Source organism: Actinacidiphila paucisporea, assembly GCF_900142575.1.
Lineage (GTDB): Bacteria > Actinomycetota > Actinomycetes > Streptomycetales > Streptomycetaceae > Actinacidiphila > Actinacidiphila paucisporea.
The window spans coordinates 12070-30275 of sequence record NZ_FRBI01000025.1; the positions used below are offsets into that span (position 1 = coordinate 12070).

Annotated in this window: 12 protein-coding genes; 4 read left to right on the forward strand and 8 right to left on the reverse strand. The window is 75.4% G+C overall.

What is annotated here, in order from left to right; translation table 11 throughout:
* Positions 1-2: 2 nt before the first annotated feature.
* The 6 genes from BUE44_RS28200 to BUE44_RS39395 all read right to left on the reverse strand — a co-directional run bounded on the left by BUE44_RS28200 (position 3) and on the right by BUE44_RS39395 (position 11543).
* Positions 3-1601, reverse strand: a complete 1599-nt coding sequence (locus BUE44_RS28200; RefSeq protein WP_073501840.1) for a hypothetical protein — start codon at positions 1599-1601, stop codon at positions 3-5.
* Entirely contained in the window at positions 1594-4260 is a 2667-nt protein-coding gene (locus tag BUE44_RS28205; protein ID WP_107415858.1) for a tetratricopeptide repeat protein, read from the reverse strand. The genes BUE44_RS28200 and BUE44_RS28205 overlap by 8 nt, the downstream gene beginning before the upstream one ends.
* A gap of 596 nt (positions 4261-4856) precedes the next feature.
* Positions 4857-5462, reverse strand: coding sequence for a hypothetical protein (locus tag BUE44_RS28210; RefSeq protein ID WP_073501842.1), 606 nt, complete (start codon positions 5460-5462; stop codon positions 4857-4859).
* Positions 5453-6400: a hypothetical protein gene (locus BUE44_RS28215; RefSeq protein WP_073501843.1), complete on the reverse strand. Its 948-nt coding sequence runs from the start codon at positions 6398-6400 to the stop codon at positions 5453-5455. The genes BUE44_RS28210 and BUE44_RS28215 overlap by 10 nt, the downstream gene beginning before the upstream one ends.
* Positions 6401-6491: 91 nt before the next feature.
* Positions 6492-7547: a TauD/TfdA family dioxygenase gene (locus BUE44_RS28220; RefSeq protein ID WP_073501844.1), complete on the reverse strand. Its 1056-nt coding sequence runs from the start codon at positions 7545-7547 to the stop codon at positions 6492-6494.
* A gap of 192 nt (positions 7548-7739) precedes the next feature.
* Positions 7740-11543 (reverse strand): CHAT domain-containing protein, encoded by a 3804-nt coding sequence (locus BUE44_RS39395; RefSeq protein ID WP_073501845.1) that lies wholly within the window; start codon positions 11541-11543, stop codon positions 7740-7742.
* Between the two features lie 282 nt (positions 11544-11825).
* Between BUE44_RS39395 and BUE44_RS28230 the strand changes: the two genes are divergently transcribed.
* Entirely contained in the window at positions 11826-12296 is a 471-nt protein-coding gene (locus BUE44_RS28230; RefSeq protein ID WP_079190156.1) for a DUF485 domain-containing protein, read from the forward strand.
* Positions 12297-12307: 11 nt separating this feature from the next.
* Complete coding sequence (locus BUE44_RS28235) at positions 12308-13957, forward strand: solute symporter family protein (protein ID WP_073501902.1); 1650 nt, start codon at positions 12308-12310, stop codon at positions 13955-13957.
* Between the two features lie 21 nt (positions 13958-13978).
* Here BUE44_RS28235 and BUE44_RS28240 read toward each other — a convergent pair whose 3' ends face one another.
* A complete protein-coding gene (locus BUE44_RS28240) occupies positions 13979-14677 on the reverse strand; it encodes a response regulator (RefSeq protein WP_073501847.1) in 699 nt (232 codons plus the stop codon).
* Positions 14674-16296 (reverse strand): sensor histidine kinase, encoded by a 1623-nt coding sequence (locus BUE44_RS28245; RefSeq protein ID WP_073501903.1) that lies wholly within the window; start codon positions 16294-16296, stop codon positions 14674-14676. The genes BUE44_RS28240 and BUE44_RS28245 overlap by 4 nt, the downstream gene beginning before the upstream one ends.
* A 220-nt stretch (positions 16297-16516) precedes the next feature.
* Between BUE44_RS28245 and BUE44_RS28250 the strand changes: the two genes are divergently transcribed.
* Positions 16517-17332, forward strand: coding sequence for an ABC transporter ATP-binding protein (locus BUE44_RS28250; RefSeq protein ID WP_073501848.1), 816 nt, complete (start codon positions 16517-16519; stop codon positions 17330-17332).
* On the forward strand, positions 17322-18188 hold the full coding sequence (locus BUE44_RS28255; protein ID WP_073501849.1) for an ABC transporter permease: 867 nt from the start codon (positions 17322-17324) through the stop codon (positions 18186-18188). Before BUE44_RS28250 ends, BUE44_RS28255 begins: the two co-directional genes overlap by 11 nt.
* Positions 18189-18206: the final 18 nt, after the last annotated feature.

Below are 18206 nucleotides of genomic sequence, written 5' to 3' on the forward strand. Positions count from 1 at the left end.
CGTCAGCGCAGCGTGCGGCGCAGCGGCTTGGCGCCGGCGCGTGGAAGGTGGCAGGCCGGCAGCGCGCCGCCCGGTTCGCGCCGCTCGCTGCGGCCGCACACCTCCAGCGGGCAGACGAAGACCTCGCCCGGTTCGGGCTGCCCTTCGGTGCCGCGCGTGCCGTAGCGGCTGTCCGGGTCGGGGCCGCCCAGGGTCCGCACGAACTCCCGGTACTGCCCGGTGCGGTCCAGGCCGCTGAGCGCGGCGCCGCGCAGTTCCTCCAGCTCCTCGGCCAGGTCCCCGCCCTCCTGCGCGGCCGCCGCCCGTGCCGCCTCGGGCAGGTCGCGGCACAGCCAGGCGATCCACGCGGTACGGGGAGCGCGACCGCCCGCGGCGGGTGGGCCGGTGCGGCGGGAGGCGGGGTTCCGGTCGGCGAACTCCTTCAGCGCCCGCGCCGCCAGCCGCAGATACCAGGCCTTGTCCGCCTCCCGCACCGAGGTCCGCCCGATGAACATCAGCGAGCAGGCGGCCAGGGACAGCAGCGTCTGCTCCCGCCACTCCCTCGCCAGGCCCGACGGCTCGATCCAGGCTGAGGCCGCCCGGTCCACGCCGGTGACGAGGGCCGCGAGCCAGCCCGGCACCAGCAGGGCGGGACCGGAGCGCGGATCGAGCAGCAGGTCGATCAGCGCGTCCTTCTGCGCGTCGGAGACCGTGTCCAGCGTCCGGGCCGCGACGTAGAGCACCAGGTGGACCGGGTCGCGGGTCAGCGGGCCGTGGGCGCTGTAGAGCGCGTTGTCGATGAGGTAGAACTCGCCGGCGGCCAGCACCGACCCGGCGCGCACCAGCGCGTTGTCGGTGTGCAGGTCGCCGTGGCACCTGCCGCGCAGCGGCCCGATGGAGGCGGTGTCGCCGAAGTAGCCGCCCTGCGCCGCGGCGAAGGGATTCGGCAGCGGGCCGCGCTCCCCTTCCAGGACGATCTCCTCGCCCTGGTGGACCTGCGCCGCGGCGTACAGCCGGCCGCCCGGCTCGAACTGGCCGCGCAGGTGGAGCCCGAGGAATTCCGCCACGGTGAGGGGCTTCTCGTCCAGCGGCAGATACACGTCCTGCGCCCAGTCGGCGAGCACCGCGCGGACGACCTCCACACACGAGTCCACGACGGCCTGCGGAGGATACGCGGGCCAGCCGGGCGCGGCCGGGGCCCGGTCCAGCATCCTGCGCAGCAGCGTCGTCAGCACCTGCATGTCGTCGAAGGTCTCGCCGGCGATCGTCTGGAAGGTGATCCAGGTGGTGTCGTCGACGCGTATCGGCTCGTGCACCGGCACCGACAGGTGCCGGGCGGCGAAGGCCTCGGCGTCCTTGATCGCGTTGCGGTGGCGGGTGTACTCGATCGCGTCGAAGGTCTCCTCGCCCGCCGACGCGACCTTCATCAGCAGCCGGCGGCTCCTCCTGCGGTGCTCGTCGGTCTCCCGCACCAGGGCCACCTGGGCGCGGCTGCGGCCGTTGACCAGCCAGCGGTCGAAACCGTAGCGCCGCTCGTGCACGGCGGCCCACTGCGCGAGGGCGTCGGCTGCGGCCGGCTCCAGGCCGTTCCGCAGCTCGTCCTCGATGAAGCCGTCAGCCATGTGCGCTCCCCTGCTCCTCGTCGTCGGTCGGGCCGCGGCGGCGTACCGCCTCCGCGGTGTCCTGCGACAGCACCGTGTCCGGGTGGGCGGGCCCGAGCAGGCGCAGTCGGTCGTCCAGGACCGCGGTCAGCTCCTCGCGCGCCTCGTCGACCGCGCCTCGGTCGAGCAGGACGAGCCCGAGGCGGTGCCGGGTCAGGAGTGTCGCGGGGTGGGTCGCCCCGAGCAGCTCGCGGCGGGCGGCCAGCAGCGCGCGGGCCAGCTTCTCGGCCTCGTCCAGCGTGCCCAGGTCGTGCAGCACCGCGACGAGCGAGTGGCGTACGGCCAGGGTCCGCGGGTGCCGCTCGCCGCGCACCTCGTCGTTGACCCGTGCCAGGTGCCGCAACTCGGCTTCGGCCCGGGGGAGTTCGTCCATCGCGTGCAGGAGGTCCGCCAGGTGGTGCCGGGTGACCAGCGTCGCCGGGTGCAGGTCGCCCAGCACCTTGCCGCGCAGGGCGAGCACCTGCTCGTAGGCGGCCCGCGCCGCCGGCAGGTCGCCGGCCACCCGCAACTGGTCCGCGACCCCGTTGCGGCTGGTCAGCGTGTCGGGGTGCAGCTCGCCCAGCAGGCGGACCCTGGCCAGCAGCGTGGCGGCGAACAGCTCGCCCGCCTCGTCGAGTCGCCCGCTCTCGCGCAGCGTACGGGCCAGGTAGTGCTGCGACACGAGGGTGTCGGGGTGCTCGGGGCCCAGCCGCCGCCGGCGCTCGGCCAGGACCTGCCGGAAGTCGCGCTCCGCGTCGGCCGGCCGGCCCCGGTCGTAGCGCACCCGTGCCAGGTCATGGCGCAGCCCGAGGACCAGCGGGTCGTCGCCGGCCGTACGGTCCCGCGCCGCTTCCAGGGCACGCAGATACGCCTCCTCGGCCCGCGCCAGGTGGCCGGCCGCCCGCAGGAACCCCGCCGCCCGGCGGGCCAGCCCCAGCGCCTCGGCGAAGCCCTCGCCGGCTCCGGCGGCGCCGTGCTTGCCCAGCAGGTCGAGCGGCGCGGCGCAATGGTCGGCGAGCAGGCCCCACAGGTCCCAGTCGGCCGGGGCTTTCGGGTCCGCGGTCGCGGTGGCCGCGCGGAGCAGGGCCATGGCAGGGGCCAGGTAGTCGTCGAGCTGCGCGCGGAAGGCGGCGGACTGCCGGGTCGTGTCCCGCACCAGCGTGTGCAGCGTGAGGACCGGCGGGTCCGCGTCGCGCGACAGGGTGATCAGCCCGAGCCCGTCCAGGCCGCGCAGCGCGTCCCACGCCCCGCCGGCGGGCAGCCGGGAGAAGGGCGGTGAGCCGGCGAGCAGGTCGGCGCGCAGCAGCAGCCCGTACGGCACGGGCGACGGGCCGAGGCACGCCAGCAGCCGGAGCAGCGGCCGGGCCAGGGCCAGCCCGCGGCCGTCGAGCAGGTCGAGGGACAGCTCCCAGGTCCTGGCCACGGTGACATGGCGGCGCCTGGTGGCGGGGGTTCCGGGCGGGACCGCCGTCAGCAGCTCCCCACCCGCCTCACGGTCCAACGCCTCCTGGTAGGCGGCGAAGCCGCGCGGCAGGTCGGCGGCGGCGAGCCCCGCGGGTATCTCCCGCGCCTCGGCCAGGTAGCGGCCGGCCGACGCCAGTGCCAGCGGCAGGCCGCCGAGCCGGGCGGACAGCGACTCGGCCTCCTCGCCGGACCCGGCCCCGGGCCCGGCCAGTTCGCGCAGGACCAGCGCGCCCTGCTCCTGGTCGAGGCCGCCCATCCGGTGCAGTGACAGCCACGCGGGCGGTTGCGCGCCCCAGGTCGCCGGGGTGCCGTCGCGGGTGGTGACGACGACCGTGCCGCTCTGCGGCGGGGCGGTGAGCCAGCCTGCGCCGTCCGTGACGCGCTGGCCGGGCAGGGCGAGGGAATCCGGCGGGTCGTCGGCATTGTCCAGGACCAGCAGCCAGCGCCCGTCGACGCCCCGCAGCCGTCCCGCCAGGACGTCGGGAAGGCTGCCGAGTCGTAACTCGTCCGCGGACGCGCCCAGTTCGAGTGCCAGCGCCAGCATGCCCGCGGTGACCGCGGACGGTGAGTCCGCGGCCACCCACCAGGTGCGTACGCCCTGCCCGCCGACCTGCCGGGCCACGCTCAGCGCCACCGTGCTCTTGCCGCACCCGCCGAGGCCGTGCAGGACGTGCACCCCCGGCTCCCCGGGAAGGCGCGGGCCCGCGGCCGCCGCCCCCAGCCGGTGGACGAGCGCGTCCCGGCCGCGCAGGGCCGGCTCGTGGTCCAGCCGCCCGACAGGGGGCCTGGTCGACACGGTGAGCCGCGCGGCGCCGGCCGCGGAGAGGACGGCGCCGGGCTCGCCGGGCCGCGGGGCCTGCCCGGCGGGCGGTTCGCCGACCGTGCCCTTCACCCGCCAGTACGCCTCTTCCCACGCCTGCACCTCGCCGGCGCGGGTGACGCCCGCGGCTCGCAGAATGCGGCGGAGCTGGTCCTCGGGAGCCAGGCCGGGCAGATTCGTCCCCGACAGGTAGCCGTTCAGGGTGCTCGCCGGCATGCCGGCGGCCTTCGCCAGACTCCGCACGCTCAGCCGCGCGCCGAGCCGCAGCAAGGTCAGCTCGCGGCCGAACTCGCGCCGGGTGGCGATCCTGCGGGGATCGGGCGGCGGTGGGCCGCCCCGGGCGCCGGGCACTGTCACAGCGAACCCCGCGACGCGGGCCCCGTGGCCGGGAGGCGCCGCCGGAGGGCGGGCATGGGTGTCATGAGGGTCCACAGGGGCGAAGTCGGCGCATTCGTAAGATTTCATCAGCGTAGCCCGCCGCCGTCCCAGGGCGGGTGGATTCGCCGCAGACTCCGGTGCCGTCCCGGCGGGGTGGATTGGCCGCGGCTCCGCCGCCGTCCCGGGCCGGGCGGGACGGCGGACTCGGCTGCTGTCCCCGGGCGGGGGGGGATTCGTCGCAGGGTCCAATGCCGTCCGGGCAGGGTGGATTGGTCGCGGGCACTGCCGCTGTCCGCGGGACGGCGGACTCGGCTGCCGTCCGCGGGCGGGGGGATTCGTCGCGGACTCCGCCGCCGTCCCTGGCCGGGCGGGACCGCGGACTCGGCTGCGTCCCGAGCGGGCGGATTCGTCGCGGGCACCGGCGACTGCCGCACACGCGCCGGCCCCGCGCCGGGTGGAAGCGCCGGCGCCCCCTCAGCGGAGGTCCGCGGTCGCCGTCGTGCCGGTGGCAGCAGGCCGGCAGGCACCGGTCGTCGTCATGCCGGCGGCAGCAGGCCGGCAGGCACCGGTCGTCGTCATGCCGGTGGCAGCAGGGCGGCAGGCACCCCGAACGGGGCCCCGCTGCCGGTCGCCGCCGTCCGGTCCCACCAGCGGCGCGTCTGCGTCACGTCGTTGCGGGCGCGGGACCGGGCGGCCATCTCGAAGGCAGCGGACGGGTGGTGGGTGGCCGCGGCGCACCGCCACCAGTCGGCCGCCTCCCCGGGGCGGCGCCGCACCTGGGCCCGTACGCCACGCTCGTACGCCACGACACCCGCCCCGGCGTCGACCAGTACGGACTCGGCGTTCGGGGACGTCCAGTACCAGTGGTCGGCGGGCACCTCGGGCGCGAGGCAAACGGTGGCCGCCGTGATCGCGGCCGCACATCCTCCGGCGGCCGGCAGCGGCTCCGCGGCCGGCCGGTCCGGCTCCCGGCCGTCGCGCAGCCGCCGTTCCAGCAGCGCCCGCCACTGCGCCATCACGGCCAGCGCCGCGTCGAGGCGGTGTCCGTGCTGGGCGGCGAGCAGCCGCACCCTGGTGTGGGACAGCGTGTCCTCCAGCTCGGCGAAGGCCGATTCGTACAGCCGCTGCCACGCCGGGCAGCACACGCGGGCGCGGGCCCACGCCGGGTCGGCTATTGCCACGGTTTTCCGCCCCGCACGGACGTCCGCGTCGTGACCGTCAGGGTCTTGGCGTCCTCGGCCAGGGCCAGGGCTACGGCGGTCACCTCGACGTCGCCCGTCCGCTCCGGGTGGGTGCCGCCGCACCACGTGCGGTGGGTGCCTTCGGGCAGCGTGCACTCCCAGGTGCGGCGGTCCTCCAGGCGGTCGCCGTTCGTGCCGACCGCGATGGGCGCGTCGGCGGCGAGCCAGCCGGACACGGTGGCGGAGACCTCCGCCTGTACGTCCGCGAGCCGTTCGCCGAGGTCGGTCGCGACGAAGCCGCGCCGGCGCAGCGAAGAGCCGAGCCGGTGGACGTCGGTGCTGCCGCTCTCGGTGAGCCGTGACGAGGCGATCGCCATGCCGTCGAAGTCCGGCCGGCCCAGGCCGTCGACGGCGACCGGCTTGCGCCACAGGTCGCGCAGCGCCGCGTTGAGACCCAGACCGACCAGGTGGCAGGCACTGTGGGCCGCGCTGAGTGCCTGCCGCCGGGGTACGTCCACCCGCAACTCGGCCCGCTCCCCGATCAGATCGCGGGCCTCCCCGTCGTCCAGCTCCGCGTCCAGCACGTGCGCGGCGTACCAGTGGTGCCCCTCCCCGCCCCGGCGCACCGGGATGTCCCGGCCCACGTGGACCGGTCCGCCGTCGACCGAGCGGGCCGCGGTCAGGCAGTCCGCCACCGGCAGGCGGACACCGCCGACTTCCAGGTGGCCGCTGTCGCCCGGCTGGTCGGGCCAGGTGTGGTCGACCGGGTGAAAGGGCGTCAGGTCGGCGATCACCCACCAGGCGCCGGCCGGCACGCCGGACGGCCCGTCCGTGTCCGAGGGAGCAGGTGCGGACGGCGGCAGCCGCCGGACGTCCAGGATGCGGGCGGTCGCCTCGGAGCAGCGGTCGGGGAAGACGACGCGGGTGGAGCTGTACATGGGGAACACGGTGTCCTCGGGGGAGTGCGGGTGGGGGTGGCGTGGCGGCCGGTGGCGGGATCCGCGGGCGGCCGCCACGCGGAGCGGAGGGTCAGGAGAAGGCCGCCGACACGGTGCGCCCGTTGCCAGGCCGGGCGTGCCGGGTGCGCGCCGGATCGGCGGTGACGAAGCTGCGGCTGACGAAGCGGTCCGTTCCGTCGTAGCGCGGGGTGAAGACCGAACGGCCGTGCATGGCACGCCGGTTGTCCACCAGCAGCATGTGGCCGGGGCGCAGGGACAGGCCGATCCTGCGGGCCTGGTAGATCTCCTGGATGCGTTCGCGCAGCAACTCGGCGAGTGCCGACGTCCCCCGCATCAGGTCGTGGTCGAAGACGACGAAGGGGTCGTCCTCGGCCCCGTGCAGGATGGCCAGCGGTCCGCGCCGCGTGCCCAGCGCGAAGGCGTGCCCGTCGGTCAGGAACGACGCGTCCACGGTCGTCGTCCACCGCTGCTCGCGCAGCGCCCGGCGCTCGTCCGCGGTCAGCGCCGCGCACAATTCGCGCGCCGGCAGCAGGTAGGTCAGCGCGTCGGGCTGACCGCGCAGGCAGGCCAGGCTGATCCAGTCGGGGAGCAGCGGGCTGAACGCCTGCTCGGTGTGGAGTTCGAGTTCCGCGGCCGAGCTCTGGCTGGTCTGGGACGTCGCCAGCGCCCGGCTGGGCACCATGTCCTGGAAGAGCCAGCCGTGCCCCTCGGCCTCGTAGGCCAGGGTGTGGCCCACGCACTCGTTCAGCAGCGCCTGCGCCCGGCTGGTCACGGTGGTCCCGGCGACGCAGTTCCGGTTGTCCGGCGGGGTCGGCGGTATGTGCGGCGGCAGGGGCAGCCCGGCGATCAGCAGGTGCCCGTTGTCCACCGTGCCCCAGGAGAAGGCCGCCAGGCGGTCCCTGACGCGGGGCGGTACGGCGGCGGCGGCATGCCGCGCCTGCCGGCAGAAGCGCAGCGGCTCGGTGCGGGGGTCGGCCGTGAGGGCCTGCGTCGCCGCGGCGAGCGCCGACCTCTCGTCGGGGTCGAGCAGGAGGACGGAGTCCGCCGGCGCCGGGTCCTGGAGGGTGGCGGGGGCGGTGGCGGGTTTGGTGGCGGGCGGCTGGTCGGTTACGTGGTGCGTGGTCATCGTCTCCCCCTGAAGACTGGTCAGGCTCGGCGTCGCGCCCGCGTCCCGGGGCGCGTCGCGATGGAGCTGTTCCGATGCTGGCCAGCCGTTCCGACCACCGGCAAGGCGAGGGGGCGTACGGCAATGTGCGGGATCGTGCGGCGCCCGCGCACGCACGCGGTCCGTCCCGCACCCGGCCGTCCGGCCCGGCCCTCATCTGCCGAAGTGCAGGTGCGACGCCCACAGCCGGGGATTCGCCGGATAGCGCCGACGCAGCTCGCGCACCGCGCGGTGCAGGGCGTCGGCGGGAGTGCGGCGGTCGTCGGCGAGCAGCGGGTAGAGCCGCTCCGCGACCTCCAGCGACCACTGGTCGCCCACCGGCCACAGCGTCCCGATGACGTGCCGGAATCCGATGAGCTGGAAGGCCGCCGCGATGTGCAGGGACTCGTCGGGCAGTCCGGCGCCGCCGAAGGCACTGCTGCACGAGGACAGGTAGGCCAGGTGCGCGCCCGTCAGGTCGCCGTCGGCCAGGTCGCGTATCCGCAGGGGTCCGTCGTGCAGCAGCAGCGCCCCGGCGGAGGGGTCGGCCGGGTCGGTCACCGAGTGGCAGGCGAAGTGGGCCCAGTCGCTTCCCGGGAGCGCCGCGAGCACCGCCGCCCGGGTCGCGTCGCGGTCCGCGCAGGGGCTGCCGGGCCTGCCCAGCAGCCGGTGGACCGCATGGGCCTCGGGCACCGCGTGCTCCAGGCGGCGGGCGCCGGGCGCCTGCGTCACCCCCACGGCGAGCAGGCGGCCACCGCCGGCGGCGGGGCGGCCGTCCGCGTACCGGAGGATCCGCGCGGTGGGTGTGTACGACGAGACCGCGCGGTCCATCACGGAGCTGCCGGCGTCAGCCGGTCCGTCGTGGTGGCCCGCGGCGTGCAGCGGCAGCAGGGCCAGCGGGCCGGTGGGCATCCAGGTGATCCGCGGCCACGGCTGCCCGGGAGGCGGCGGCCCGGTCAGGCCGAGAGCGCGCAGCACCGGCTCGGTGACGTCCTCCCACAACTCCGCCAGTACGGTGCGCAGCCGCCCGGCCGTGGTCCAGTCGTCGTCCCGCACCGCGTCGAGCACCGCGGTCGCCCAGCCCGCCGCCTTGGCGAAGTCGAGGTCCGGCAGCGGCAGCGCGCGTACGTCCGTGCCGCGGGCCATCAGCGCGTCGCACCGGTGCCGGGAGACGTTGACGGCGACCAGCACCCCGGCGCCGTCGGCGACCGGAACCGCCGCGGCGACCCGCGGGCGGCCGCCGGTCAGCGCCTCCCAGGCACGGGCCGCGTCCCGGCGGGGGGCCAGCGGGTCGGCGAGGGGGAGGCCCGCACCGGGTTCGTCGCCGGAGGATCCGGCCGGCGGCACGTCGATGCTCAGGACCCTGCGCAACCGGTCCAACTCGTCGGCCACCGCCGCCGGGTACGCACCGGGCTCGGTGCGGTAGTCCAGGCCCTGGCCGAGGAGCACACCGCGGGCCTGCTCCAGCAGCGCGAGCGCCCGCGGCGGATCGCCCAACTCCACCGCGACGGCAGCGGCGTCCGAGCCGAGGCCCGCCAGCCGGCGCAGCTGCGCCTGGCCGCTGACGCGGGCGAGTGCCCGGTGGGCGACCCGCGGCAGCAGCCCGACCGCGCCGGACAGCGCGGCGTCCGCGGCCTGCCAGCGGTCCCGGCGCACTTCGCAGGCGGCCTGCGACTGGGCGGCCGCGGCCCGCCACAGCGGGGTCGCGGTCTCGGCGGCCGCGCACTGGGCGTACGCCCGCACCGCGCGTTCGGCCATCGGTCCGTGCGGCAGGCCGGCCGCCGCCCGGTCCAGGGCGCGGGCCAGATTCAGCAGGAAAGGGGCGCGGCCCGGGTGGCCTGCCGGCACCCCGTCGACTGCCGCCTGCCCCAGCCGCAGGGCCTCCGCCAGATCCTCGTCGCGGCCCTGCGAGGCGTGCAGGGCGAGCAGCGGGGCGACCGTGTTCGACCGGAAGCCCGCCAGGTCGGCCGCCGTCGCCCCGGCCGCTGCCGCCGCCGACAGGCACACGCGCCCGGTGTCGACGGCGGCGGCCAGATCGCCCGGCTCTTCGAGCAGTTCGTAGCGACGGAAGTAGCTCAGCGCCAGATCGGAGAGGTAGCCGGGCAGGGTCAGCGGGGTGCCGGTCGAGGCCTCCACCGCCTGCCGGTTGACCTCGATCGCCTCGTCGATGTCGCGCCGGTCGCCGGTCGCCTCGAACCTGCGGACCAGCAGGGCGCCGAGATTGGCCAGCCGCCTGGGCCGCCGCACGTCCCCGGTCGGTCCCGCGACCGCGCGGGCCAGCGTCACCGCCTGGTCGAGGTCGGCCAGTTCACGGTCGCTCTCGAAACGGACCCGCAGCGCGTTGGCGAGGTTGTGCAGCAGCCCGGGCCTGTCGGTGGCGCCTTCCGGGGTCGACCGGGCGGCCTCGCGCGCGAGGGCCACCGCCGCGGTGAGGTCCTCCTCGGCGCCGTTCCGGTCGAAGCGGCGCATCAGCGCCAGGCCGAGCAGTGACGCGTGCCGTGCCGCCTCCCGGCTGCCGGGCCGCGAGGCGGCGAGCGCCTCGTCGGCCAGTTCCACCGCCCGGGCCAGGTCCGCCTCGCGCCCCGCCGTCTCGTAGCGGGTGCGCAGCAGCGAGCACAGGATGCCGAGGAAGCGGGCGCGGCGGGGGCTGCCCGGCGCCGCCGACCGGACCGCCCGGCGGGCGGCGACCAGCGCCGCCGCCAGGTCGCGCGAGCGTCCGCTCGCCAGGAAGACGCGCTGCAGGGCGAGGGCGAGCCCGGCTCGGGCGTCGGCGCGGACCGCGTCGGTGGCCGCCGACGCGACGGCGGCCCGCAGCTGGACCACGGCCGTGCCCAGCAGCTCGGGATCCGCGCCGAGCACCGACTCGCTGACCTGTACGGCGGCCAGGTTGACCAGCGCGGGCGCCCGGCCCGGATCACCCTCCCTCGCCAGGCGCACGGCCGTGGAGCACCATCGCCCGGCCGCCGTGAGATCGGGGCGGCGCCCGTGCCTGCGGTACCGCTCGTGCAGGGCCGCGCCCAGGTTCGCCGCGGCGCCGAAGAGCGCGGGATGGCCGTCGAGTGCGGTGGCCGCCGCCTGCGTCAGGGTGACGGCCTCGTCGAGTGCCGCGTCGTCCGCTCCCGCCCGGTGGTGCTCGACCAGGAGTACGGCCAACTCGCCCGCGATCCTTGCCCGGTCGGGATGGTCGTCCGGCAGCAGCGGCAGCGCCGTACGCAGGATGCCGACCGCCTCGCGCAGCGCCGCGGTGTCGCCGCCTGTGCGGTGCAGGTCACCCAGCGCGGCGGCCAGCCGCCACTGGGTCAGGGCCCGGTCCGGGTGCTCCCGCGGCATCTCCCGCAGGGCCTGGCGCAGTTCGCCGAGGAGGCGGTCGTGATCGGCCCCGCTCGCGGCCGCGCGGGAGGCCAGGTTCCGCTCGAAGGCGGCCAGGCTCGACCGTATCGTCGCCAGGTGCGGGCTGTTCTGCGGCGCCGCCGCGAGTGCCGCGCGGCCGAGCCGTACCGCGTCCTCCAGATCGGCGCCGCTCCCGCTGCCCAGGCCGCGGCGGTGCACCAGGACGGCGTGGTTGAGCAGCACCGCGCACCGGTCGGGATCATCGAGGGGCACCGTGCGAGCGGCCTCCCGCGCGGCCTCGACGGCGCCTTCGAGGTCACCGGCGTCACCGGTGCCCTCCGCGACGGCCTTGAGGGCGAGGGCGAGGTTGTTCGACGTGGCGAATCGCAGCGGCCCGGTGGGTCCGCAGGCGAGCGCCGCCCGCCCGGCCGCGACGGACACCCGCAGCATGTCGGCGCCGCCCCGCCGTTGGAAGGCGTTCAGGGCCACCCGGGCCAGCTCCGCGAGAAGGGCGACCCGGTGCGTCCGCGCCGGCTCCTCACCCGGCCGCGCGCGCTCCAGGAGGGCGAGCGTGCGCAGCAGCAGGTCCGCGTCGGCTTCCGGGGCCCGCCCCGCCCGCAGCAGAGCCAGATACGCGTACGCCTCCACCCGCGCAGCCTACGGCGGGGCGCCGTGCGGGGCGGGTGAACGGGCGTCACCGGGTACGGAGCGGTGAGCGGGCGGCCGCGGGCGAGCACGGCCGCGGTGACGACGTACATCGACGATCTCCTCGCGAAGACCGGGTGCGCGACCGTGCCCGGGCGGCCGGATACGCCTGCCGGGAGGGCATCACCTGATGGGGTGAACGTTTCGGGTTGTTGGACCAGGATCTTCCCGCTCTGTCCATGATTGGGCACACGGCCCATCCGGCTGTGGAACGAGGAGAGTTCGGTGGACAAGCACGACGGTGGCGACCCTCTGGGGCTGCGGGTGGACGACCCGTGGCGGGACGCCGAAGGAGCAGGGCTCTGGGTGCCCGACCAGGGGGTGCCCGCCGCGCCACCGGTCGCGGTGCCGCCGGCTGAGGCGGGGGACCGGGAGGGGGTCTTCGTGGAGGTGCAGCACAGCGCGGCCTTCCAGGAGGTGCGGGACCGCTATCGCGGGTTCGTGTTCCCTGTCGCGGCGGCCTTCGTGGCCTGGTATCTGCTCTACCTCGTGCTGGCCACCACCGCACCGGGGCTGATGGGACGCCAGGTCGCGGGGGAGGTGAACGTGGCGATGGTCGCCGGGCTGGCGCAGTTCGCCACGACGTTCCTGCTGACCTGGGCGTATGTCAGACACGCGAGGCTGCGCAGGGACCGGGCGGCGCTGGATCTGCGGTGGACGCTGGCGACCAGGACCGGACAGGAGCGGGTGCGGTGAGCGGCGGGCGGATGGCGGCCGGCCTGTATCTGGCCGATTCGGCGGGGGAGCACCAGGGCCTGGCGGTGGTGCTGTTCACGGTGTTCGTGTCGGTGACGCTGGCGATCACCGCGTGGGCGGGGCGGCGGCGCAGCTCGTCGGAGGAGTTCTTCACCGGCGGGCGGATGTTCTCCCCGATGGAGAACGGCTTCGCGATCGCCGGCGACTACATGTCGGCGGCGTCCTTCCTCGGCATCTCGGGGCTGATCGCGCTGTTCGGCTACGACGGGCTGCTCTACTCGGTGGGATTCCTGGTGGCGTGGCTGGTGGTGCTCATGCTGGTGGCGGAGCTGGTCCGCAACTGCGGGCGCTACACCCTGGCCGACGTACTGTCGGCGAGGATGCGGCAGCGGCCGGTGCGGGTCGCGGCGGGCACCTCGTCGGTGGTGGTGTCGGTGCTCTACCTGGTGGCGCAGATGGTCGGCGCGGGCAGCCTGGTCGGGCTGCTGATCGGCGGCGAGGGGGCGGCGGCCAGGACGTGGGCGGTGATCGGCGTCGGGGCGCTGATGGTCTTCTACGTGTCCTTCGGCGGGATGCGGGCCACCACCTGGATCCAGATCGTGAAGACGGTGCTGCTGATCGGCGGCACGGTGATGCTCACCGTGATGGTGCTGGTGCGCTTCCACGGCAATGTCGACGACCTGCTGCACTCGGCGGCCACCGGCAGCGGGCACGGGGAGGCGTTCCTGGCGCCGGGGCTGAAGTACGGCGGGAGCTGGACGTCGCGGCTGGACTTCATCAGCCTCGGCCTCGCGCTGGTCCTGGGCACGGCGGGGCTGCCGCACATCCTGTCGCGCTTCTACACGGTGCCGACCGCCCGGTCGGCGCGGCGGTCGGTGGTGTGGGCGATCGGGCTGATCGGGTCCTTCTACCTGATGACGATCGTGCTCGGCTTCGGCGCCGCGGCGGTCGTCGGGTCGGGCACCGTGCGGGAGTCGAACGCGGCGGGCAACACCGCGGTGCCGCTGCTGGCCGAGGCGCTCGGCGGCGGGTCGGGGTCGACGTGGGGGACGGTGCTCTTCGCGGTGGTCGGCGCGGTGGCCTTCGCGACCATCCTCGCGGTGGTGGCCGGTATCACCCTGGCGTCGTCCGCCTCGGTGGCCCACGACCTCTACACCGCGCTGCGCCGGCCCGCGGCCAGGCACGGGCGGCGCGATCCGGCCGAGGCCGCGATGGAGGAGGACGAGGTGCGGGTGGCGCGCTTCGCGGCGGTGGGCATCGGTGCGGTGGCCATCGCGCTGAGCCTGCTGGCGCAGGACCAGAACATCGCCTTCCTTGTCGGCCTGGCCTTCGCGGTGGCGGCGTCCGCGAACCTGCCGGCGCTGCTGTACTCGCTGTTCTGGCGGCGTTTCACCACCCGGGGCTCGGTGTGGGCGGTCTACGGCGGGCTGGTGCCCGCGCTGCTGCTCGTCGTGCTGTCGCCGGTGGTGTCGGGCCGGCCGGACGCGCTCTTCCCCGGGGTCGACTTCCACGTCTTCCCGCTGCAGAATCCGGGCCTGATCTCGATCCCGCTGGGCTTCCTGGCGGGATGGCTCGGCACGGTGCTCTCGCCCGAGCCCGCCGACCCGGGCCGGTACGCCGAGACGGAGGTCCGGTCCCTCACCGGGGCGGGGGCGGTCTAGAACCGGGGCTGAGCCGGCCGGTCAGTCGGTCCGGGCCCAGGCGTAGCGGTGCTCGGGGCGGCCGGTGTCGCCGTACTTCAGGGTGAGGCGCAGCCGGCCGGCCTGCTCCAGGTGCTTGAGGTAGCGCTGGGCGGTGGACCGGCTCAGTCCGGCGCGTTCGGCCACCTCGTGGGCGGACAGCGGGTGCGGCGCCGCCCTGAGCACCCGGCGGATCAGGTCGGCGGTGGGCGCCGATTGGCCCTTGGGCAGGGCGGCGGGCGCCGCCGACGCGGTGCGCAGCGCGCCGAATATCCGGTCGACCTGCTCCTGCCCGGCCTCACCGCCGCCGCCCCCGACGACGCCGTCCAGGGTGCGGCGCAGTGCGGCGTACGCGTCGAGCTTGGCCCGCAGGCCCGCGAAGCCGAACGGCTTGACCAGATACTGCAGCACGCCGAAGCGCATCGCGGCCTGCACGGTCGCCACGTCCCTGGCGGCCGTCACCATGATCACGTCGGCGTGGTGGCCCAGCTGCCGCATCCGGCGGACCAGCGTCAGCCCGGTCTCGTCCGGCAGGTAGTGGTCGAGCAGCACCAGGTCGATCCGGTGGCGCTCCAGGGTGGCGAGTGCCTGCGCCGCGGTGTGCGCCCGGGCCGCCACCCGGAAGCCGGGGACCTTGCCGACGTAGGCGGAGTTGATCTCGGCGACCCGGAAGTCGTCGTCCACGACCAGCACATCGATCATCGGGCACCTCCGGTGAGAGCGGGGGCGGCGGCGCCGCGGTCGGCCAGGTCCTCGTCCGCGAGCGCCTCGGGCAGGACGACGGTGAAGACGGCGCCGCCGCCCGCCCGGGCGGTGACGCGGGCGGTGCCGCCGTAGCGTTCCGCGAGCCGGCGCACCAGGGCGAGGCCGAGGCCCCGGCCGCGGTGCGCCGGCGACTCCTTCGTGGTCCAGCCCTCGTCGAAGATCCGGCCGCGCAACTCCGGCGGCACGCCGGGACCGTCGTCGCCCACCCGCAGCAGCACCGTGGCCCGCTCGGGGCGCAGCTCCACCTCGACCTCCGAGACGGCCGCGTCCAGTGCGTTGTCGACCAGATTGCCCAGCACCGTCACCAGGTCGCGCGGGTCCACCACCCGGTCGGGCAGCAGCGTGCCCGGCGCGATCCGCAACGTCACCCCGCGCTCCGCCGCGATCGCGGCCTTCCCCACCAGCAGCGCCGCCACCAGCGGGTCGTGCACCCGGTCGGAGACCTCCTCCGCCGACGCCCGGTGCGTGTCGGCGACCTCGGCCACGTAGTCCACCGCGGCCTCGTGCAGGCCGAGTTCGAGCAGCCCCAGCAGGGTGTGCAGCCGGTTGGCGTGCTCGTGGTCCTGGGCCCGCAGCGCGTCGAGCAGCCCGTGGGTGGAGTCCAGCTCGCGGCCCAGCAGCTCCAGTTCGGTGCGGTCCCGCAGGGTGACCACCGCGCCGCCGCCCTCGGTCGGCATCCGGTTGGCGACCAGCACCCGCCCGCCGCTGACGGTCAGCAGGTCCTTGCCCTCGGCCCGCCCCGCCAGCACGTCGGTGGTCCGCCCCGGCGGCAGCGCCTCGTCCAGCGGGCGGCCCGCCGCCTGCCCGTCCAGCCCGAGCAGCCGCTGCGCCTCGTCGTTGACCAGCCGGATCCTGCCGTGCGGGTCGAGTGCCACCACGCCCTCGCGGATGCCGTGCAGCATCGCCTCCCGCTCGTCGAGCAGCGCCGAGATGTCGGCGAAGGCGAGCCCGTGGGTGGCCCGCTGCAACCGCCGCGCGGCCCACAGCGCCGCGAGCACGCCCACGGCGAGTGCCGCGCCGGCGTACCGCAGCAGCGGCACCACGGCCAGCAGCCGGGCCCGCACCCCGGTGTAGGCGAAACCGACCGATACCGCCCCGACGATCCGCCCGTGCGCGTCCCGCAGCGGCACCTTGCCCCGCGCGCTGCGCCCCAGCGTGCCGCTCTCGATCTGCATGACGTCGCGGCCGCCGAGCGCAACGCTGGGGTCGGTCGAGACGTGCTCGCCGATCCGTGCGGTGTCGGTGTGCGACCAGCGGGTGCCATGGGTGTCCATCACCACGATGTACCTGGCGTCGGTGGCGGTCCTGATGCGCTCCGCCTCGGCCTGCACCGGGCCGTCCGGCGTCGGCGGGGTGGTCAGCAGCGCCTGCGCGACCTGGGGTTCCGCGGCCACCGTCTGCGCGATGGCCAGCGCCCGGTGCATCGACTGCTCGTCGAGCTGGCGGCTGAGCGGCGCCAGGAAGAGCCCGATGGCCAGCGCGGTCACCCCGCCGGTGATCAGCACCTGTATCAGCAGCACCTGCGCCGAGACACGGCGCGGCCATCCGATCCGCATCATCAGCTCCTCCGGCTCCGCATCCCCCGTACTGCCGGCATCCGCCGACGTCCGTGTCGTCAACGCAAGGTAAACGCTGCACGCCCGGAAGGGCAGACTCCGTTTCGCATTCGTTGTCCAGCGGTGCGCAAAACGAGCAGAAGCCCTGCTTGTGGGCACAAGCAGGGCTTGCGCTCACAAGGCTGTCGGCGTCCGGCGGGCGCTCGTAGCGTCCACCGCCATGACCCACGACACGAGCCCCGCCATCGAGCTGCGGGGGGCGGGCAAAGCGTTCAGGACCCCGTCCGGCGCCCTGCACACCGCCGTAAGGGAACTGGACCTGACCGTGGGCCGCGGCGAGTTCGTCGCGGTCGTCGGCCCCACCGGCTGCGGCAAATCCACCACGCTGACCCTGGTCAGCGGCCTTGAGGAGCCCACTGAGGGCGAGGTGCTGGTCGGCGGCGAGCCGGTGCGCGGCATCGGCACCGACGTCGGCTTCGTCTTCCAGCAGGACGCCGTCTTCCCCTGGCGGACCGTGCTGTCCAACGTCATGGCCGGCCCGCGCTTCCGCGGCGCGGCGAAGGCCGAGGCGCGCGAGCGGGCCAGGGACTGGCTGGCCCGGGTGGGCCTGTCGGCGTTCGAGGACCGCTACCCGCACCAGCTCTCCGGCGGCCAGCGCAAGCGCGTCGCGCTCGCCGCCACCTTCGTCAACGACCCGTCGATCCTGCTCATGGACGAGCCGTTCTCCGCGCTCGACGTGCAGACCAGGGCGCTGATGTCGGACCAGCTGCTCGACCTGTGGGCGGGCACCGGCTCCTCGGTGGTCTTCGTCACGCACGACCTGGAGGAGTCCATCGCGCTCGCCGACAAGGTCGTGGTAATGACCGCGGGCCCGGCCACCGTCAAGCAGGTCTTCACCATCGACCTGCCCCGCCCGCGCAAGGTCGAGGAGGTCCGGCTCGAACCCCGCTTCATCGAGATCTACCGGGAGATCTGGTCCTCGCTCGGCGAAGAGGTCCGCATCACCCGCGAAAGGGGCACCGGGAATGCTGCCTGAGTCCGCCACCCTGCCACAGCAGCCGGCCAAGCCCACCGACCGCACGGCGGCCCGTGCCCGCGCCGTACGCAACCGCACCCTGCTGGTCCAGGGCTGCCGGCTGCTGGTGCTCGCCGCGGTGCTCGGGCTGTGGGAGTGGTTCGCCCGCACCGGGGTCATCGACCCGTTCAACTTCTCCATGCCCAGCAGAATCGGGGACCAGATCTGGACCTGGACGACGCACGGCACCGCCCAGGGCTCGCTCGGCGCGCAGGTCTGGGCCACCCTCTACGAGGCGCTGTACGGCTGGCTGATCGGGGTCACGGCCGGCGTGCTGCTGGGCATCGCCCTGGGCCGGGTGCGCTTCCTCGCCGACGTCTTCGGGCCCTACGTGAAGGTGCTCAACGCGATGCCGCGGATCGTGCTCGCGCCGATCTTCCTGATCTGGTTCGGCCTCGGGCCGGCCTCCAAGATCGCCTCCGCGGTCGTGCTGGTCTTCTTCCCGGTCTTCTTCAACGCCTTCCAGGGCGCCCGCGAGGTGGACCGCAACCTGGTCGCCAACGCCCGCATCCTGGGCGCGAGCAACCGGCAGGTCACCTTCCAGGTGGTCATCCCCTCGGCGACCGCGTGGATTTTCACCAGCCTGCACGTCAGCTTCGGCTTCTCGCTGATCGGCGCGATCGTCGGCGAGTACATCGGCGCGACCCAGGGCATCGGCCTGCTCGTCGCCAACTCGCAGGGCACCCTCAACTCCGCCGGTGTGTACGCGGCCATGGTGATCCTCGCCGTCGTGGCGCTGGCCGCCGAGGGACTCCTGACGCTCGTGGAGAAGCGGCTCTTTCGCTGGAAGCCGGTACAGCCCGGCGCCGAGCGCTGAGCCGCGTGCCGCCGCCGT

Coding starts and splice junctions, on each gene's coding strand:
- BUE44_RS28215 (WP_073501843.1), bottom strand. CDS start 6,400: ATGTACAGCTCCACCCGCGTCGTCTTCCCCGACCGCTGCTCCGAGGCG.
- BUE44_RS28250 (WP_073501848.1), top strand. CDS start 16,517: ATGACCCACGACACGAGCCCCGCCATCGAGCTGCGGGGGGCGGGCAAA.
- BUE44_RS28255 (WP_073501849.1), top strand. CDS start 17,322: ATGCTGCCTGAGTCCGCCACCCTGCCACAGCAGCCGGCCAAGCCCACC.
- BUE44_RS28245 (WP_073501903.1), bottom strand. CDS start 16,296: ATGCGGATCGGATGGCCGCGCCGTGTCTCGGCGCAGGTGCTGCTGATA.
- BUE44_RS28240 (WP_073501847.1), bottom strand. CDS start 14,677: ATGATCGATGTGCTGGTCGTGGACGACGACTTCCGGGTCGCCGAGATC.
- BUE44_RS28200 (WP_073501840.1), bottom strand. CDS start 1,601: ATGGCTGACGGCTTCATCGAGGACGAGCTGCGGAACGGCCTGGAGCCG.
- BUE44_RS28220 (WP_073501844.1), bottom strand. CDS start 7,547: ATGACCACGCACCACGTAACCGACCAGCCGCCCGCCACCAAACCCGCC.
- BUE44_RS28235 (WP_073501902.1), top strand. CDS start 12,308: ATGGCGGCCGGCCTGTATCTGGCCGATTCGGCGGGGGAGCACCAGGGC.